This window comes from Paenibacillus sp. S25 (assembly GCF_019454085.1).
GTDB lineage: Bacteria > Bacillota > Bacilli > Paenibacillales > Paenibacillaceae > Paenibacillus > Paenibacillus polymyxa_B.
In genome coordinates this window covers 521042-536807 of the sequence record NZ_CP073683.1, presented here as the reverse complement: position 1 = coordinate 536807, position 15766 = coordinate 521042, and the positions used below count along the sequence as shown (strand labels likewise).

Annotated in this window: 16 protein-coding genes; 6 read left to right on the top strand and 10 right to left on the bottom strand. The window is 48.8% G+C overall.

Going from position 1 to position 15766, the window contains the following annotated elements; all coding sequences use genetic code 11:
- Nucleotides 1–15: 15 nt before the first annotated feature.
- Both gntK and KAI37_RS02375 read left to right on the top strand, forming a co-directional pair.
- A complete protein-coding gene (gntK, locus tag KAI37_RS02380) occupies nt 16–1563 on the top strand; it encodes a gluconokinase (RefSeq protein WP_220030653.1) in 1548 nt (515 codons plus the stop codon).
- Nucleotides 1564–1655: 92 nt separating this feature from the next.
- A complete protein-coding gene (locus KAI37_RS02375; protein ID WP_071559410.1) occupies nt 1656–1841 on the top strand; it encodes a hypothetical protein in 186 nt (61 codons plus the stop codon).
- 179 nt (nt 1842–2020) lie between these two features.
- Here KAI37_RS02375 and KAI37_RS02370 read toward each other — a convergent pair whose 3' ends face one another.
- The 3 genes from KAI37_RS02370 to KAI37_RS02360 all read right to left on the bottom strand — a co-directional run bounded on the left by KAI37_RS02370 (nt 2021) and on the right by KAI37_RS02360 (nt 4044).
- A complete protein-coding gene (locus KAI37_RS02370) occupies nt 2021–2140 on the bottom strand; it encodes a hypothetical protein (protein WP_013369112.1) in 120 nt (39 codons plus the stop codon).
- A gap of 116 nt (nt 2141–2256) precedes the next feature.
- Nucleotides 2257–3078 carry a serine/threonine protein kinase gene (locus tag KAI37_RS02365; protein ID WP_220030652.1) on the bottom strand — a complete coding sequence of 274 codons (822 nt, stop codon included), beginning with the start codon at nt 3076–3078 and terminating at the stop codon, nt 2257–2259.
- A 144-nt stretch (nt 3079–3222) separates the two neighbouring features.
- A complete protein-coding gene (locus KAI37_RS02360; protein WP_220030651.1) occupies nt 3223–4044 on the bottom strand; it encodes a MerR family transcriptional regulator in 822 nt (273 codons plus the stop codon).
- 535 nt (nt 4045–4579) lie between these two features.
- Here KAI37_RS02360 and KAI37_RS02355 point away from each other — a divergent pair.
- On the top strand, nt 4580–5536 hold the full coding sequence (locus tag KAI37_RS02355) for an L-lactate dehydrogenase (RefSeq protein WP_028541197.1): 957 nt from the start codon (nt 4580–4582) through the stop codon (nt 5534–5536).
- A 61-nt stretch (nt 5537–5597) separates the two neighbouring features.
- On the opposite strand, the gene KAI37_RS02350 is transcribed toward KAI37_RS02355, so the two are convergent.
- From KAI37_RS02350 to KAI37_RS02330, 5 genes are read right to left on the bottom strand one after another with little or no spacing between them, the layout of a single operon-like run.
- Nucleotides 5598–6326, bottom strand: a complete 729-nt coding sequence (locus KAI37_RS02350; protein ID WP_220030650.1) for an ABC transporter permease — start codon at nt 6324–6326, stop codon at nt 5598–5600.
- Nucleotides 6326–7042, bottom strand: a complete 717-nt coding sequence (locus tag KAI37_RS02345) for an ABC transporter permease (protein WP_220030649.1) — start codon at nt 7040–7042, stop codon at nt 6326–6328. Before KAI37_RS02345 ends, KAI37_RS02350 begins: the two co-directional genes overlap by 1 nt.
- Nucleotides 7039–7956 (bottom strand): ABC transporter ATP-binding protein, encoded by a 918-nt coding sequence (locus KAI37_RS02340; RefSeq protein WP_220030648.1) that lies wholly within the window; start codon nt 7954–7956, stop codon nt 7039–7041. The genes KAI37_RS02345 and KAI37_RS02340 overlap by 4 nt, the downstream gene beginning before the upstream one ends.
- A 59-nt stretch (nt 7957–8015) precedes the next feature.
- Nucleotides 8016–9446: a sensor histidine kinase gene (locus KAI37_RS02335; RefSeq protein ID WP_220030647.1), complete on the bottom strand. Its 1431-nt coding sequence runs from the start codon at nt 9444–9446 to the stop codon at nt 8016–8018.
- Complete coding sequence (locus KAI37_RS02330) at nt 9446–10120, bottom strand: response regulator transcription factor (protein WP_071639334.1); 675 nt, start codon at nt 10118–10120, stop codon at nt 9446–9448. The genes KAI37_RS02335 and KAI37_RS02330 overlap by 1 nt, the downstream gene beginning before the upstream one ends.
- Nucleotides 10121–10271: 151 nt before the next feature.
- On the opposite strand from KAI37_RS02330, the gene KAI37_RS02325 reads away from it, so the two are divergent.
- On the top strand, nt 10272–12038 hold the full coding sequence (locus tag KAI37_RS02325; protein WP_220030646.1) for an alpha-glycosidase: 1767 nt from the start codon (nt 10272–10274) through the stop codon (nt 12036–12038).
- Between the two features lie 129 nt (nt 12039–12167).
- Here KAI37_RS02325 and KAI37_RS02320 read toward each other — a convergent pair whose 3' ends face one another.
- Nucleotides 12168–12320 (bottom strand): hypothetical protein, encoded by a 153-nt coding sequence (locus KAI37_RS02320; RefSeq protein ID WP_179085964.1) that lies wholly within the window; start codon nt 12318–12320, stop codon nt 12168–12170.
- Nucleotides 12321–12539: 219 nt separating this feature from the next.
- On the opposite strand from KAI37_RS02320, the gene KAI37_RS02315 reads away from it, so the two are divergent.
- Together KAI37_RS02315 and KAI37_RS02310 are read left to right on the top strand one after the other, a co-directional pair.
- Nucleotides 12540–13997 carry an alpha/beta hydrolase family protein gene (locus KAI37_RS02315; RefSeq protein WP_220030645.1) on the top strand — a complete coding sequence of 486 codons (1458 nt, stop codon included), beginning with the start codon at nt 12540–12542 and terminating at the stop codon, nt 13995–13997.
- 39 nt (nt 13998–14036) lie between these two features.
- Nucleotides 14037–14429, top strand: coding sequence for a MerR family transcriptional regulator (locus tag KAI37_RS02310; protein ID WP_220030644.1), 393 nt, complete (start codon nt 14037–14039; stop codon nt 14427–14429).
- A gap of 97 nt (nt 14430–14526) precedes the next feature.
- Here KAI37_RS02310 and KAI37_RS02305 read toward each other — a convergent pair whose 3' ends face one another.
- Nucleotides 14527–15678: a response regulator gene (locus KAI37_RS02305; protein ID WP_071639330.1), complete on the bottom strand. Its 1152-nt coding sequence runs from the start codon at nt 15676–15678 to the stop codon at nt 14527–14529.
- Nucleotides 15679–15766 lie beyond the last annotated feature (88 nt).

The following is a 15766-nucleotide window of genomic DNA, read 5'->3' as shown; positions in this document are numbered from 1 at the left end:
AAGGGGCGATTGAATATGACAGACACCCGATATATGATCGGCGTCGATATCGGTACAACCAGTACCAAAGCGGTGCTGTTCGAAGAAAACGGCAATATTGCCGCCCAGCACCATGTGGGCTATCCGCTCCATACGCCTGAGCCGGATGCGGCAGAACAGGACCCGGAAGATATTTTCAAAGCTGTCGTGACGACGGTGCAAGAGGTCATGAAACAAAGCGGAGTGTCAGCCGAGCATGTGCTGTTCGTCTCCTTCAGTTCGGCCATGCACAGCGTACTGGCGGTGGATAAGAACGGCAAACCACTGACCGCCTCCATTACTTGGGCAGATAACCGTAGCGCCAAATGGGCCGAAGCGCTCAAACAGGAATACAACGGACACGATATTTACTTACGTACCGGAACGCCCATTCATCCCATGTCACCGCTAACGAAACTGATGTGGATTACGCGGGATTTACCGGATGTTGCGTCCCAGACGTACAAATTCATTTCCATTAAGGAGTACGTCTTTGCCCGGTTATTCCACCAATATGTCGTGGATCATTCGATTGCCTCTGCAACCGGACTTATGAATTTGCAGCAGCTGGACTGGGACGAGGAAGCACTGCACATTGCAGGTGTGACGAAGGAGCAGCTATCCGAGTTGGTGCCGACAACTCATGTGCTCAAAGGGCTCGATGAGACCTATGCGCATGACATGGGTCTACTGAAGACGACTCCTTTTGTGATCGGGGCCAGCGACGGTGTCTTGTCCAACCTCGGTGTGAATGCGATTAAACCTGGAGTTGTCGCGGTTACCATCGGCACCAGTGGAGCCATCCGTACCGTAGTTGATAAGCCGCTCACGGATGCCAAAGGGCGCTTTTTCTGTTACGCCTTGACCGAAAAGCTGTGGGTCATCGGCGGCCCGGTGAACAACGGAGGTATAGTCTTCCGCTGGATTCGGGATGAGTTTGCAGCCTCTGAGGTGGAAACGGCCAAACGACTGGGACTTGATCCATATCATGTGCTGACCCAAATTGCGGAACAGGTACGTCCTGGCTCCGACGGTCTGCTCTTTCTTCCGTACTTATCCGGTGAACGTGCGCCCCTGTGGGACCCGAATGCTCGCGGCTCCTTCTTCGGTCTGTCCCTGCGTCACAAAAAAGAGCATATGATTCGCGCCGCTCTGGAGGGTGTGCTGTTCAATTTGTATACCGTCATGCTCGCCATGGAAGAAGTCATCGACAGACCGTCAGTCATTCACGCCACTGGTGGATTTGCACGCTCGGAGCTATGGAGACAGCTCATGGCGGATATTTTCGATCAGGAAGTCATTATCCCTGAAAGTCTGGAAAGCTCATGTCTGGGCGCAGCTATACTGGGCTTGTACGCGCTGGGACGGATTGATTCGCTGGATGCTGTGTCCGGTATGATCGGTACCACTCACCAGCACAAACCTGTAGCAGAACACGTGGATATTTATCGCGATTTACTACCGATTTATATCCGCATTTCACGTAAATTCGAAGAAGAGTTCAAGGATATTGCGGAATTTCAGGCCAAGTCCCTACAATCTTAAATTAGTGGAACCTGTTCTAACGCTGCTGCGTATTACCGTTTTATAAAAACCTGTCTATGTCAGTTGGGCAGGGTAAGAAGGAGGATTAGACGATGCTTAAACAATTACTGCACCGCCTGCTACATTCCACCTCTCATTCTCATAAGCGGCGATACAGCAGCTCAGACCGTTATTACGAACGTGAACGTAAACACCATTCTTCTTCAGACGGTTACAAGAATAGCCACAATGGGCACCGATATTACAAAGATAAACGCCGTCATTACTCCAGTTCTTAGCCAAACAACAAGAAGTAGCGACGGAATAGAGCGTACCACAAGAAGCATGCCACAGGCTTCTTCAAACCCTATAAAGCGAAGACCCTTCTCATCTCAAGGGCCTTCGCTTTATTGTTGTGCGCCCTTCGTTATGCAGGGCAACATCTGTGCATTTTACAGGAAATCGGTTATGACCGAAATTACAGAAACAGGGTTTTAGAGATGATCACCAGCAAAATAAACAGAACCAGAATCGCTCCTACAGAGGTCCATGCTCCTACGCCGCAACCCATACCGCCTACTCCACACATATGACTCATTTACAACACTCCCTTCGCTCATTTACAGGATCATTGTATGTAGACCTGGTCAAATGCGTAAGGGGGGCATTCCCCCATTTTTGCGGCGAATGCCTGTTTATTTTTAGGGACTAACATTATGGGTTAACCTCTAGCAGCAACAATGCTTCCTCCAGCTCTTGCATAAACTGTCGGCTATTCTCATAACGTGGCCGAATCTGAAAAAGACGCTCCAGCACATGACGCACAGGTGAACTCAGTTTCAATTCTTCCTGCCAGCTTGCTGGCGGTTGATCCGGCTGAAGCTCGTAACTGCTATACAGCATAAAAAGCATTAAATGCCCGACATCGTACAAATCGCTGTAGACGGCGACATCTTGTCGCTCGAGTGCGCGTTTTTCCAGCATGGATTTGGTAAATACATCCTCCTGTCGCTCTCCCACAGCCAGAGCAAGACCAAAGTCGATCAGGTAAGGCTTCCCCTCGCGGTGAATCACATTGGGAATGCGGATATCCCGATGGATATAGCCCCGCTCATGCACATGCAGAACTCGCTCCATTAACTCCAAAATGTAGACAACGCATTCCTGTTCTGTAAAGGAACGCTCCTGTTCAAATATAAGCTCCTCCAGCGTCATGCCAGAGATGTATTCCATGACTACATATATTCCGTTCGAATGTTCTACACTTTCGAGTAGCTTCGGAATATAGGGGTGTTCCATCTGCCGCATAATATGAGCCTCTCGCTGCAATAGCTGAACTGCCTTCGCCCGTTTGCTCGGTCTGGGCAATTTCACCGCCACCTCTTGTCCGCTGTGCCGATCCAGACAGAGATAGGTCAGACCATAGCTCCCCATGCCTAAAAGCGAACAAACATCATAACGTCCGCTCAGCAAGTCACCAGGCTGTTTCGGATAATCCATCCATGATTCATATGCGTTCCGCAACCAAGCAAACATACTTATATCCTTTCCTTTACATGCCGCAGCAACGTTTCTTATGCGGCTTGTTCTCGTATTCTTGTATTCCGTTATTATACCATCCACGATAAAAGACCATCAGAACCGGGAAGGTCTGATGGTCTTTATCAGAAAAGATGCTGGTTATGCCTCTCTGCGTCTGCGCGGTGTCAGACCAAGCCAGGACAGCAACGAACTGCGCGATTTTCGTTGCCTGCCCTGGTAGGTACGCAAATTCGTAATTAACTGCCGGTCCCGTTCCTCGTCGATCCTTTCTTTCATCCAGCGTTTTTGGTCCTCCAGTTGGTTAGACAGATTGATATTCTTTTCCACCAAACGGCTGTGCTCTGCTTCCAGCTCCTCCAAACGGCTCCGCATTTCCAACAAAGCGTTTTGCACCATGTCCTGCATCTGTGCCAGTTCTTGCGGCTCTACGGACTCCTGCGATTGTACGGATACAGGCGCTTGTTCCAATCTATACTCAATGGTAGATTCCAAAGTCTGGAACTCCTCCTGCGACTGTAGCTGCATGGGTTCCTCTGACAGTTCCTGAGCATTCATTTCACCCTGTAACTCTGTCAGTTCAACCGTAGCAGCAGCTTGCGCCTGCATGACCGTCTCTCCCCTACCCTCAGCTGCCGCCATTATTTCTTCCCAAGTTGCGGTCAGTGACTCCGCATCCGAGATGGGTGGCAAGCGGAATTCCTCACCCTCCATTTGAAAGGGGGCGGTCACTCTCTCAAGCACCACCTGAACCGCCTGCTCCATCGTCATATGCTGCTCACGCAATGCCCTCCGCATCACTTTCAAGCACTCAACATCCTCAGCACTGAACATTCTCGATTGATTCGCGGAACGCTGAAACACATACCCTTGCTCCTCCAGCGCCGCTGCATATTTACGAAGGGTACTCGCCCCGATTCCCAACTGCTTTGCTGCTTCCGTCGTCGATTTGCTTTCTTCCATTTAATCATTACCTCCCCGGATGGTATGGAAAGAAATTAGCTTGTATATGTAGAATTCGCGAAAACCATTGGAAACCCTTTGGCAAAAATGTTCTAATATTGCAGACTACTAAGAACCTTTGTCATAACGGAATTTTGTAGAAATACAAGAAACGACATTGCAGAGAATACTTCTGTTTCATGTACCCTTCAGACTCTTTAAAGAGCGTCACATAAATGTCACACTTTTATGATTTCTATGGCACCATTCCTTCCATCAACATAGTCCATGTTATAATTTATACAGCGGTCACCTTAAATATAAATTGAAATGTCCTCTCCTACCTTCCAGTAAAAGTATTGATAATTTACGTTCATTCTACAATTAATCCTAGAAAGACACCTCTATTCACAGTTCATTTTTAATTTTCCAGAATGGAGACAAAAAAATGGATATTTTCAAAAGATCAGCAATATGTTATGTTATGTAACGTAAAATGGATTTCAGGCATAATTTGTAGCATATTAACGTTCGCTGGAACGAGGAGGCAACATAGATGAAGGGGAAGGCAAGGAAAGTAGCTATTGTCGGCGCGGGAATGGTCGGTTCGAGCTGTGCCTACTCAATGGTTAATCAGTCCATTTGTGATGAGATCATGATGATTGACCGCACGTATGATCGGGCTTTGGCCCATGCACTGGATCTGTCCCATTGTATGGATTTTACGTCCACACGTACCAAGGTACGTGCAGGCACGTATGCAGACTGTACGGATATGGACGTTGTGATTATAACGGCTGGAGCCAACCCTAAACCGGGTCAAGACCGCCTATCTGTGCTGGATGACGCAGTGCTTATTACCAGAGAGATTGTAACAGCGATTATGGAGGGTGGTTTCGACGGTATATTCGTCATTGCCGCTAATCCTGTCGACATTGTAACGTATATGGTACAAAGTATATCCGGTCTGCCGCGCAACAAGGTGATCGGCACGGGCACCTCCATTGACTCATCCCGACTCAAGACGTTGCTTTCTGAAGTATTTTCCATAGATCCACGTAGCGTACAAGGGTATGCTCTTGGGGAGCATGGCGAGTCCCAATTCGTCGCTTGGTCACACGTCACGATTGGTGGTAAGCCGCTCTTGCACATTTTGCGTCAGCACAAGGAACGATTCAGCCACGTCGATCTGGATGACATTGCCCGTAAGACCAGGGATGCAGGCTGGGAGATCTTCACCCGCAAAGGCGCCACTTATTTTGGTATTGCCAATGCGCTGGCGTATATTACACGTTCCATTTTAAATGATGATGGTAAAATTATAGCGGTCTCTGCTGTATTGGACGGCGAGTACGGGCACACCGATGTCTGCACGGGCGTTCCGGCGATTATCGGCAGCAGAGGAATTCAAGAGGTCATCGAACTGGAGCTAAGTCCGGAAGAACAAGCGAAGTTCGACGCCTCTTGCCACTTTATCAGCAATAATATCCGTGCCATTTCAGGCTTAGTGTAAACCAATAAAACTCCTTACCCTCATTGAGGATAAGGAGTTTTTGCAATCCCGGTATTTCGCCCTATATCTCTTTATAACGAAATACTGTCAGTCCCGCCAACGTAAATACGAGAAAGCTACCCATTATAACCGTCAACAGTGTGTCCGTTGGCACCATGAACGCCCCGAAGTTGTCTCTTCCACTCGGCATCATCGCCAATAAAGGCTGTGTCCATGGATAGTACGGACCGTAGGTTTGAGAATTGGCGACCAGAATATTCGGCACGGTGAAGACGAAATTCAACGCAAGCGGTGCGGCAAAGCTGGACCACAGGAAGGACACCATCAACTGCAACGCAGCCAGCGGCAGGCAGGCTACCCAACCGGCGAGCAAACTTTGAGCGATCACGGCCCATGGAATCGGTCCGTTCATGTCCTGCACAACTCCAACACCCAGCAACGCTCCTCCGAACAGTAGCTGGGTCAATCCGACCAAGGCCATAATGATTGTCAGCTTGGCCGCATACAGACTCGTGCGGGACAATGGCAATGACATCAGCTGCTTCCAACCGCCGCCCCCATGCTCGAATCGGCAGACCAGAGATGCAAATACGGCGGTCAGCATCGGCATGAACAGCAGCGCCTGAACTGTAAGCATGGCAGACAACAACACCTGCCAATTCCCTCCCGGGTTTGCCAGCAAACCAATCAAGACGGCAATCGCCGGGCTGACGAGCGCAAGGAGCCAGACGGGCGATTTCGCCATTTTCATACGTTCAACAGAAAGCAGCCGTACATATCCTCCGAACATTACGCCCCATCCTTTCGGCTAAAATGGGCCGCTGTCAGCAGGCTGAGAAGCACACCCGTTCCGCACCCGACGGACGCAAACATCCACGCTTGAGGTGCAACCCATGCGAATTGAGGCCAGGCCAACGGAAACCATTCGGACAGCTGTGAAGCAAACAAGCTGCCGATGCCTAACGTAATGCCCAGTGTTACAGGCAGAGCCTGATTATGGAACGTGACCGTTAACCACAACAATAATACGAGCATAGGCAGCGTGCCGCCTAAAGGCCAAAATCCAAGCCGCAGTAATTCTCCAATCGGCGCCGGCTCTCCCCCGAAGCCGAGTAGCATGCCCAGTCCCCACGTCCCTACCGTCAGGAGTACACAGGACACACACAGCATCCCGATCGCCAGCGTCAGCTTGGCCATATAGACGCTAAATTTGGAAATCGGCAAGGCCAATAGCTGCTTCCAGGAATTAGACATATGCTCCACATTCGCCAACATGGAAGCGACCATGGTGGCTCCTAACACCAGCGCAAGGGGGACAAACATAGCGATGTTATCCATCAAGGATTCCCACAAATGGCCCTTGTATCGCGGAATCAGATAGTCATAGCGGAGTCCAAAGTTCAGCGCTTGCATCGCCACCAGCCCAAGGGGACCGAGAAACACCAGGAACCAGATTCCCTTTCTGCGTGCTTTGAGCAGATCCGCCGTGAGCGCCCGCAGCATCATAAGGAAGTTCCTCCTTTGCCCACCACTTGCATGAACATATCCTCCAGCGATTTGCGGCGTTCCTCTACACGGTATACGGCATGCGTATTTTCGACCAATCTTCTGACCAGCAGTGCAACAGCCGCATCATTCATGTTCTCGAAATCCAGCGCCGAGCCGTCCTTCACCGAATGATACCCCTGCTCACGCGCAATCAATTGGGCTGCTTCCGGTTCCGACACTACGATCCGAATTCCGCCGGCGGATTCCTGACGGAGATTATGAATTGTGTTTTGAAAGACCAGCTCTCCTTCACGGATAATACCCACAGTATTCGCCATATGCTCTACCTCGCTCAACAGATGGCTGGATACCAGCACGGTGATCCCCCGTTGCTTGGGCATCACCTGAATCAATGTGCGCATTTCCTGAATACCCTCCGGGTCCAAACCATTCGTAGGCTCATCCAAAATGAGCACTTCGGGATTCCCAAGCAGGGCTGCTGCAATACCCAGTCTCTGCTTCATGCCCAGGGAGTAGCCTTTGACTGGACGTTTGGCATGCTTGGTCAGTCGGACGACCTCCAACACTTCCGCAATGTTTTGCTTGGGTACATTCAAAATACGGCGAATGGCCTCCAGATTTTCAATTGCGTTCAAATGACCATAATACGAAGGATACTCCACCAACGAGCCGACTTTACGCAAGATATCGAGCCTATGTCTGCGAATATCTTTGCCGAATATACGGATCGTTCCTCGAGTTGGGCGAATAAGTCCAAGCAGCATGCGGATCGTTGTCGTTTTCCCCGCTCCATTGGGACCCAGAAATCCGTAAATATCTCCCCGAGCTATTTTCAGGTCCAGCTGATTAACCGCCGCGCGGCCTTTGTATATTTTGCTGAGACTGTTCGTTTCAATAATGTATTCGTTCAAGTTCCTCACCTCGACACCTATCGTAACGTGCCAAGTTTAAAGCCAAGGGAACTCTGAGTTTAAGTTTTGTTTAAAAAACGGATTCGGGTCCCGGCTGATGAACTGAAAATCTCCCTCTCCAAATTCATTTCGCGAGCCAGCAGTTCTGTAATCGCCAAACCGATCCCGGCCCCTTTTTCACTGGAATGTTGCTCCATACCGGGCCCTTTATCTGTGATAACCAATGCCTCTGTCCCATTATCTTTCTGTACTTGAACACCGATAAATCGGCCTGAGGCAGCATGGCGAACTACATTTTGAAAGAGATTGTCCAGCAGACGACGGAAGCCTTGCTCATCGACATTCCACACCATACTATGTTCGGGCAGGTCAATATCCACTTCAAAGCCCTCCTTTTCCCACACCGGATACCAGCTGGCTACACACTCCCGCACTAGCCGCAGGATATCACGCGGTGTGTTATTCATAGTGTATTTCCCACTAGCTAGCAGATTATAGGTGAGCAGATTATCGATCAGACTCCCAAGGTCTTTTAGCTTGTTTTCCATCAGTGTAATCGACTGTTTCCCTCTGCTGCTCAGATTTTCACCATCTAGTGTATACAGATGGCTACGCACGACCGTAAGCGGTGTCCGAATATCGTGTGACAGATCCGCGACCAGTCTCTTCCGCAGCTCTTCCTCCTGACGCTCACGTCCCCGACTCTCTGCCAACTGCTCGACCATCTGATTAAATGCTTCTTCCAGCTTGCCAATTTCATCCGGGCGTCCAGTGGCAACAAGAATAGGCAAGCCATCCTCTCCTCGCTGCGACATGGCGGCCTGAAGCTGCAACAGTCTACGCCGAATGCCTCCAAAAAACAGAAGAGATACGAATATAAAAGCGCCCAGAATCAATACGATAAAAAAGAGATAGTACATGAACATGCTACTATCTGTAGGTGGCTGTTCAAAGAACGAGCGAGGTACTTTTAATACCATATAGCCCTGATTCACGTCATTTTTGCCCCCGCCAATAAAGGCTACTACCGTAAACGGCCCCTCATAGCTTGCTTGCTTCATAAAAGCTATAGCCTGCGCAGCGTTCCATTGTTTTGGCATGTTAGGTTGTGTCGGTAGCTCCAACCTTGTTTTACCTGCGGCATCCACCCAAAACATTTGTGAGTTAGGGAACATATCTTGTTGTATTTTGCGCAGATGGGCTGAGATTTGCTCTGGTGTGGCTCCCTTCAAAGCTACAGCTTCGCGATGCCAGCTATTTTCGGTATGGGTAGTAGAGGGATAGTAAGTGTTTTTAGGCTTGAGCTCCGTCCCCCAATTCAATAACACGCTATATATCAAGGCTGTAGCAGGCAACACAATGGGCAACAGCATCATAGCAACCACAATAATGACCAGATAACGGAACAACAGTGAACTGCGAAACCGACCTCCCTGACCCGGCCTAGAGCTGGGGTGTAGCCTCCTCCAATCCTTGCGCGTCCTGCTCATTATGCTTTCACCCGATATCCTACACCACGGATCGTCTCAATGATGCGGGGTGTCGCGGGATCAATCTCCAGCTTTTCGCGAAGGTGTCGGATGTGAACCATTAAAGTTTTGTCTCCGTCGATATATGGATCTCCCCACACCGCTTCATACATTTGCTCTTTTGTCATAATTTGGCCCAAATGCCGCAGCAAATAAGCAAAAATGTGATATTGCTTGCCTGTCAGTGTAATTTCCTCCCCGGTATCACGGTTCACAATACGGTTATCAGGAGAGAACACAGAGAGATGCCCCAGTTGTAAGGATTCTTCGGGCACGGTTCCCGATCGGCGCAGCAAAATCTCCATACGTGCTATGAGCTCGTCCGGGTGAAAGGGCTTGGTTACATAATCGTCGGCGAAATCCAGTCCTTGCAGCTTATCGTCAATGGATGTACGGGCAGACAACATGAGAATGGGAAGCTCCGGGTACTCCTTCTTGAGCCGCTTACCCATGGTAAATCCATCCAGACCGGGTAACATCACATCCAAAATCACAAGTTGGCACGTACGGGCTGCCTCCACAGCCCCATCCCCGCTGCGAAGCCATACTACAGCGTAATTCCGCTCTTCCAAATACTGATGCGTCCAAGCACCAATATCCTGGTCATCTTCGATGTATAACACATTTGTTTTCATCATGGGCACCTACTTATCGTTTTTCTTTTATGTAATGGGCATTATAGCATTTATGGTACATGACCCACTTAAAAAGGTTAATAACTACCTTATACGACATACGCTTCACATTTTCAAATTTGAATGCTCGTGAAAAAAGGAGGCCTACCCGATGCTGCTGGAAGCGATATACCATCACCCGAAACGCAATTGGGCTTTTGGTTATAATGATGAAACGATATTTCTACGGCTACGTGCGAAGAAAAATGACCTGAATACCGTTCATGCTCTCACCGGAGATAAATACGATTGGGACCGCACCCGACAACTTGTCCCGATGTCCAAATTCGCTACCGATGGCAGGTTTGATTACTATGAATGCAGCGTAAAACCTACTCACCGTCGGCTGAAATATGGATTTTTGCTAGAAGACGGTGAGGAACGTATTTGGATGAACGAGGACGACTTCACCACCCAGGAACCCCAGAACGCAGACAGTCTGTTCCAATATCCGTTTTTGAACCCGATTGATATTCTGAAGCCACCTGCATGGGTGAAGGATGCTGTATTTTATCAGATTTTCCCGGAACGTTTTGCGAACGGTGACCCCTCCATCAGCCCAGAAAGTGCAGAGACATGGGGCGGAACGCCACAAAGAGACAATTTTTTCGGTGGCGATCTACAGGGGATTCTGGATCACCTGGATCACTTGAACGAGCTAGGGATTAACGCCATATATATGACCCCTGTGTTCAAGGCAACGACCAATCATAAATATGATACCGAGGATTATATGGAGGTGGACCCGCATTTCGGTGACAAAAAGACATTGAAAAAACTGGTCGATGCCTGCCACGAACGAGGAATTCGGGTGCTGCTTGATGCGGTGTTCAACCATTCAGGCCGTACTTTTAAACCGTTCGTTGACGTGCAGGAAAAAGGCGAAGCCTCGCCTTACAGGGACTGGTTCCATGTACATAGCTTTCCCTTGGAAGTGGCGGATGACATACCGACCTACGATACATTCGGGCTGGAACCGATGATGCCCAAGCTGAACACCGAACATCCTGAGGTGAAAAAGTACCTGCTGGAGGTGGCAAAGCATTGGATCGAAGAAATCCGCATCGACGGTTGGCGGTTGGATGTGGCAGACGAGGTGGATCACGCCTTTTGGCGGGAATTCCGCACTACGGTCAAGCAGGCCAATCCGGATGCGTACATTTTGGGTGAAATGTGGAATGAATCGTCTGAATGGCTTCAGGGGGACCAATTCGATGCAACGATGAATTATCCGTTCACCTACGCGGTGAATGATTTTTTCGTCAAGAAAGTGACCGATGCCCAAAGCTTTGCCTTCGCCATCGGACGACAGCTGGCCCGCTATCCGCAGCAAGCATCCGAGGTTGCCTTCAATCTGCTGGATAGCCACGACACACCACGCCTGCTGACACTGTGCGGGGATGACAAGCGGCTGATGCGACTGGCCGCCCTGTTCCAGTTCACGTACATGGGCGCACCCTGCATCTATTACGGCGATGAGATCGGTCTGGATGGAGATGCCGATCCAGGCTGCCGCAAGTGCATGGAGTGGGACACCGACAAGCAGGACCGCGAGCTGTTCGACTTTTACCGCGAGCTGATTGCGCTTCGTAAGGGGCACCCTGTCCTCCGTGATCAGGGAAGCATCACCTTTCTGGATGCACAGCCAGAGGGCACCTCACTTGCCTACGAGCGCCGCAGCGAGGAAGAAGTAATGCTCGTGCTGCTCAATCGTTCCGATGAGGATCACGTTTTTGAACTGGACATTCCTGAGCAGGAATGGGAATTAGCCTTTGGCGAAAGCCAGTGGTCCATAGGAGCAAAGGGGTTGCATGCCAAGCTTCCACCCTACGGATACGCTGTGCTAAAGGCAGCCCTGCTCAGTAGAAGAAAGGCATAAGCCTCTATAGGCGGATGCTGATGAAAGTACCTGTTGAATACGGTAAAAAAGCGAGACCACCAGGAACAAGATAGTTAACTTGTTCCCGGTGGTCTTTTTACGTCGAATATGAGCTTCTATTCAAATCGATTATTTGTTTTTAATATCTGTTCTTACTACCCCAACATCCGAAGCATTGATCGAAATGGGGTTACCGCCTTGTCCTGTCTGAGCTGAAGAAGATTGTCTGACGACCACCGAAATTCTTTTATTCTTAAAGCCAGTTCGTCTCGTTCTTCCCAATGCAATACCTCCTTAAATATATACGTGAGTTCCTTAAACCTCTCAATTACGTCTCAAATGCGAAGAGATATGCTATATGAATATGCCGCTGTAGAAAATAAGTATCGGCGAATATCAGATCTTAGAGTAAAGAGGCTGTGGTTTGGAGAATGCTTATGCTTGACCTTGTAGTATACTTCAACGTTTATGCTTGATCTAAAGGATGGAGGATCTTACATCATGAGGACAATAGAGATTGCGTTACTACTGGTCAGCTTGGCTGCCGCAGGCGTTATGATTTTCGAAAAAAAAGAAAGGCGACTCGATATAGCGATACTGTCATCTCTCGTATTCGTCGTGCTGCTGCTTGGAACGATGGATCATTTTCGTATGCAGATGCTTCCAACCTATCTTGTTGCTTTGATACTCAGCATTGGATTCATGCTCAGAATGATCAAGCCCCAATCTAAAGTACGTCTCCAAACACTATTTAAAAAATATGTTGAAAAGGGGTTGCTAGCCATGGTTGTAATGGCTTTGACTGCTGGATCTATGATTTTGACGCATGTATTGCCTACTTTCTCGCTCCCTGAACCGACGGGGAAATATGCCATCGGCACAATTTCAAGGCATTTGACCGATCCAAGCCGCGACGAAATCCTCAGTGAAGCACCGGGCGACAAACGTGAATTGATGGTGAATGTCTGGTACCCCGTCGATCCCGATGTGGCAAAGCAAAAACCCAAAGAGTCTTACCCTGCTGAACTGGGAGAAGCCATCAGTCTTGTGTTCGGGATACCGAAGCAACTGTTCAGTTACCTCACAAAGATTCCTACACATGTCGTTCAAGGTGCAGAGATATCAACAACTGAAGCAAAATATCCGGTGCTGCTGTTTTCGCCCGGTGTTCGATCTACCCGTTTTCAGAGCATGACGGCTGTAGAAGAGCTGGTGAGCCATGGCTATATTGTAGTGGGCATGGATCATCCCTACTCTTCAGCCAACGTTTCCTTTCCAGATGGACGTAACATCTCCTACACGCCGGAGCCTGAATTCACGACATCGGCTGAACTGTATGAGAATAACGTAAAAGGTGTCGGCATTCGCGCAGCGGATTCCCGATTTGTACTTGACACGCTTACGAGATGGAATACACAAGATCCTAACCAATTGTTCGAAGGTAGGCTGGATCTGGAGCATGTCGGTATATTCGGACATTCCTATGGGGGCGCGACGACAGCGGAAACTCTGGCGCAGGACAAACGTTTTAAAGCTGGCGTTAGTCTGGAAGGCGGCTTCTGGGGTACAGTGGCTCATAGCGGGTTGCAGCAGCCCTTCATGTATATGATGACAGGGACCACGGCCGAGAGTTTAAAACCCTCGGTTACTCAAAAAGATAAAGTCTTTTATTCAGAGTTTGCTCCCGATCTCAACGCTGTCATGACGAAAAGCCAAAATGATACCTACTATTTGACGGTAGATCAATTTTTTCATCAAAGCTTTACAGACTTAGCCCTCATTTCTCCGTCCCTTTTTGCTAAACATATAGACCCTGTGCATAATATTGATATTACAAGATCGTATGTACGAGCTTTTTTTGATCAATATATTAAAGGTAAGCAGCAGCCCCTTCTGAATGGCCCCTCACCGGAATACCCCGAGGTGTCGTTCGATCCAAACTATACAAAAAGGAAATGATCTTTTCGCAGAAATATGAAGAATACCGGAGGTTGAAGTATGGAGGGAATGACGCGTGGTGAGCTGTCCAAACGAACCGGATTGAGTATGGCGACCATTCGCTATTACGAGAGTAGTGGTATTTTACCAGCGCCCCAGCGGGCTACAAATGGGTATCGCACATATACAGAGGATTATTTGGTGAAAATTAAGTTTATTAAAGATGCCAAATCGCTGGGGTATTCTCTCAAGGAAATACAAGAAACTCTCCAACTACTCAGTCAGGAGATGGATGCAGACACATTAAAGAAAATTGTTTACGATAAGATCGTTGAGATTGAGGCCCAAATAAGCACCCTGCATACTCTGCAAACGATGCTAAGGGGTTTACTCCAAACCGATCAGGAAGATATCCAGAATTACTTAAAATCATTTCATATTAACGGTAAATAAATATACGTGCCCCTTCTCTTCATTTTATAAAAAAAATGCTCCAAGAGGATATTCCCTTGAAGCAGTTTCTGAGCGCTACCTGAGCCAGTACAGCAGTTTACGCAGGTAGCGTCTGTGTTTTCAATTGCACGTACAACTGGTGCGTCACCTGCTGCGGCTCAATACCCAACTCATCTTCCAGTATACGGACGAAGCTTTCATAATGCTTTTGAGCAGCGGTATAATCGCCCAGTTGGGCATAGGCGGTCAGCAGCAGACCGCAGATATCGTCTGAGTACGGCTCCCGTTGCTGTAGGCTGAGTAAGCGCTGAACAGACTGCCGGGTACGACCTGAGCGAAGCTCTTCTCTCGCCAACTCAGAAGCACATGCCAGATACATACTGCGCAGCTTCTCCCTTTTTGCATACGCCCACGGGTAATCGTGCTCTTCCAGATAGTTGCCACGGTATAGAGCCAACAGGCTCTCAATACGCGGCGTACCGCCGCTACCGGATGCAGCCCATTCGGATATTCCTCGCTCGAATAGCTCCGCATCTGTAATCCAGCCATTGCGGTTCAAGCGGTAGCGATCCAGATTATATTCCAGCTTCGTATCTTGCATCCGTTCTTTCAACGCCTTGCGGATTTGATAAACGGACGTGTGCAGGTGAACAACAGCCTTGTCCAAATGATACTCAGGCCACAGCGCATCTAGCAATTGTTCTTTGCTCACCCATTCCCCTTCATGGTGTAGTAAAAAAGAAAATAGCTCCTGTGACTTTAATGTGCGCCATTTGAATGGTTTCGCTCCTACGGCTTTCTGTCCATCCTCCAAAATTTCAAGCTTTTGAAAACAACGTACCTTGGGGGATTGCTCTGCTGTAACTCCCAAGCTGGAAGAACGGGGATCAGCCAGCGTGGCTGCAATCCGATCTAACGTTTTGGATAGCCGCCGGGCATGAACGGGCTTTAACAAGTAATCCAGTGCTTGCAGCTCGAACGCTTCAATAGCATATTCCGAGTACGCGGTCACAAAGACGATATGAATCTGGGAATCCAGCTGTTGAATCCACTCGGCGGCCTCCAGACCGTTCATCTCTGGCATTCCGATATCTATAAAAACAATATCCGCACGTTCTGCCGCCAGATGATCCAGCCCCGCTTGTGCAGACGTATATTTGCCCATTACCGTTAACCGTCCATCCGCCTCCAGCAAACGTTCCAAGTAGGTTAATGCCGACCTCTCATCATCAATCAAAATCGCCTTCATTTGTGTCCGTACTCCCTTCCTGCTGCACCCATCCATCATGATGCTCTATTTACATGCTATCTGCTTTATCCTTACGATTTTTAATTCC